Origin of the sequence: Thermotoga sp., assembly GCF_021162145.1 — a bacterium.
In the GTDB taxonomy this organism is placed as follows: domain Bacteria; phylum Thermotogota; class Thermotogae; order Thermotogales; family Thermotogaceae; genus Thermotoga.
On sequence record NZ_JAGGZH010000092.1, the window covers coordinates 1 to 2,813 of the forward strand.

5 protein-coding genes and 1 tRNA gene are annotated in these 2,813 nt (G+C 45.0%); 5 read left to right on the plus strand and 1 reads right to left on the minus strand.

Annotated features, from left to right (window positions below):
* Positions 1-293 precede the first annotated feature (293 nt).
* The 5 genes from J7K79_RS05905 to J7K79_RS05925 all read left to right on the plus strand — a co-directional run bounded on the left by J7K79_RS05905 (position 294) and on the right by J7K79_RS05925 (position 2,348).
* Complete coding sequence (locus J7K79_RS05905; RefSeq protein ID WP_296906251.1) at positions 294-776, plus strand: hypothetical protein; 483 nt, start codon at positions 294-296, stop codon at positions 774-776.
* 88 nt (positions 777-864) lie between these two features.
* Entirely contained in the window at positions 865-1,092 is a 228-nt protein-coding gene (locus tag J7K79_RS05910) for a hypothetical protein (protein ID WP_296906252.1), read from the plus strand.
* A 14-nt stretch (positions 1,093-1,106) separates the two neighbouring features.
* Positions 1,107-1,418: a hypothetical protein gene (locus J7K79_RS05915; protein ID WP_296906254.1), complete on the plus strand. Its 312-nt coding sequence runs from the start codon at positions 1,107-1,109 to the stop codon at positions 1,416-1,418.
* An 82-nt stretch (positions 1,419-1,500) separates the two neighbouring features.
* Positions 1,501-1,851, plus strand: a complete 351-nt coding sequence (locus J7K79_RS05920; RefSeq protein ID WP_296906257.1) for a hypothetical protein — start codon at positions 1,501-1,503, stop codon at positions 1,849-1,851.
* Between the two features lie 423 nt (positions 1,852-2,274).
* A tRNA-Gln gene (locus J7K79_RS05925) sits at positions 2,275-2,348 on the plus strand.
* A 196-nt stretch (positions 2,349-2,544) separates the two neighbouring features.
* Here the strand turns inward: J7K79_RS05925 and J7K79_RS05930 are convergent.
* Positions 2,545-2,813, minus strand: a 269-nt coding sequence (locus tag J7K79_RS05930; protein ID WP_296906260.1) for a hypothetical protein, incomplete at its 5' end; no start/stop codon positions are given.

Consider the following 2,813-nt stretch of genomic DNA (forward strand, 5'->3'; position numbering starts at 1 on the left):
CTGAGACATATCAAGACGTATGAAATAGAGCTAAACTTTATAGACCCTACTAGTCCCTGCAAGATAAAACCTCTTGATGTTTCTGGCTATATCAACGTCGTCATGCCAGTTCGCTTGTCAGAATAGCTAGAGAAAGTATAAACATGGAGACCAGGCGGGGTGCTGCCCCGCCTTTGTGTTCTGGTTACTAATCCTTAATCATCTCTTCCCCAACCTTTTACCATCCCTTTATTGCATTGCAACATATAGGAGTCTATAATAAAAGTGACAACAATGAGAAGGAGGGGGTTAAGATGATGAAGGCGGTAGTTGAGAAGAAGGAAGGTGCAAAAAGAACGTGGATCATCAGGAGGGAGGACGGGCAGGAATTTGAACTGTACTTCACGAATGCGGGGAAGTATGACAAAGAAGAACTCAAGGAATTTCTTGCAGATGTCAATGAAGTCGAAGGAATCGCACTCGCAAAAGACAGCAGACCTCGAGATGCGATAAAGAGATGTGGATTTCGTTGGAACCCTGTGACAAAGAAATGGACAAAAGAAAAGGTAGACTACAAGGCTTACAGAACAATGATGAAGGAGAAGGCAAAGAAAATGATAAGAGACAGAGCCTACACGCTGTTTTCTCAAATGAGAATGCGCGGGGAAATGCCTAGCAAGGATGCACTTATCAACGATCTCGAAAACGACTGGGACTTTCAAAAGCTTGTATACAAAAACCGCATTAATTGGATAGAGCTTGTAGAAGAATTCTGGGCTGAAGAATATGCGAATTGAGGAGGCTCAGAAGGGTAGGGGCTCTTGCCCTTACCCCTTCAATAATTTCTTTGAGGTATGCGAAATTATCGGAAGGAGGGTGATAGAGATGACGTTTTATGAATTGTATGAGAGAATGAAGAAGGCAGAAAAGGCGGAGGTGAGAGTAGAAGTGGAACTTGCAGACGGAAGAGTGGTTCGTGATGAGTATGAGATTTCTCCGTGGAGTGGAACAATCTGTATCTCAGGAATGGTTGTACCTGTTTCAGAAGTAAAAGTTTGGCTGAAGAGGATGTGGGGAAGCAAGATAAAAGAAGTGAAGGTTGAGAAGGTTTAAAGGAGGGGGGCAGGATGATGAAGGTCGAAAGATACTGGGTCGGGAAAAGCTTTTGTTTCTCGAAGATTGAGGGTGAAAAAGGAAGTGTAAATGGGTACGTCTGGTACGGAAGTAGGAAGCCCAAAAAGGATTCAGGCTTACATGAAAAAATTGATTTCCTTGTGAGAAGAATTCTGAAAAAGGTCACAGGGAGAACAACGGGTGTTGCTGAGGTGCAGGATGAGGTCGTGAAGCAGGAAATAACTGAACTTTTGAAGGACTGTTACAATCACGGCATTACTTCAAGAAGAAGCTGGCGAGTCGGGGAAATGGTTAGGATGCTTTGAAGATAAGTGCAAATCCCGACGCCGGGAACAAACGGGCGGGGTGGAAGGGATGGGGAAGACAATTCAAAAAGGAGGTATGAGTATGTTTGAAGAGATTTACAGAAAGCTCAATGCAATCAAGGAAGGGGTATATGACTTGAAGGAAATCGACACATGGGAAGGAGGCTTCTTATGGGGTATCTGGGAAGAATACAAATATCATAACAAAAGCAGCTGGCGAGCTAGTGAAATCACAGAGACGCTCCACGCACTCTTAAATTATATCGAGGAAGAGTACAACGAGTTAAAAGAGCTGAAAAACCTCGAAATTCATCATGTTGATTGTGAAGTAACAGACGATAGCATAGTCTTTGAAATTGAGTATTACGATCCTGGCTGTTACACTCCGAGTAAGATTGAGATCGAAAAGTCCGTGTGGATAAGGAGGCGATAATATACTCGGAATCCCTCACCAAACCCGAAATAAACCCGCAATAAACCCGCACAATCGATAAAACTCGCACGAGTTTATCAAGTGCGTTCGACAAATTTCGACAAATCTGTCGAGTCTGTCCGGTATCTGTCGAGTCTGTCGGCGGTGCCGCGCGAGACAATTCTAAATTTGCCTTTGATAAGTACACATTTGGAAAATTTGACTTTCCAATTCTCTTTTTGGCTCCTTTTTGGCTCATTTGACTCAAGCGGAAAAATATGCTAATATACAAATGTAGCTACCCGACAGCTTGTAAGCTGGGCGGGGGTTACCTGTGAAGAGACTACGGGGTCGTTTGTATACGGCTACCGGGTCTCTTTATTCTTTTTGACTTGCTTGACGCGTCCGCGGGCATATGCTATACTTAACACGATCTGGAAAGATTGGGGCGTAGCCAAGCGGTAAGGCGGCGGACTTTGGATCCGCGATCGGTGGTTCGAATCCACCCGCCCCATCCAGGTGCCTTCGGTGGTCTCCGGAAGGAGATAGTCCAGGCGCCTGGGCGTAAATCCACCGTTGGCAGATCCAGAGCACCATCACTATAGCGAAGCGAAGCCCTCCCACATCGGGAGGGTTCTTTATTTGTGCGTTCTCTCCCAGAACGCTTATATTCGAAAAACGTTCTACAACAGAACGAAAGCCCATGAAAAGGGGCTATTGCAGTTCTTTTATCCTCTTGAACACTTCCTTCCATCCCTGTTCCCGCCATTTGTTCCAGTCCTCGAGTGTGAAGGATTTGCCGTTCTCAAAGCGGTACTGAAGCTCTCGCGTGATCTCCTTTTTCACAACAGGATGATTAATTCTATCAAGTGCCTCTTTCGTCTTCCTTTCAAGCTCGTGATATCTCAAAAGCACACTTTCGACCTGCTCGTAAGTCAGTTTCCCGTGGGAAAGACCTTTCAAGAGGTCATCAAGGACGATTC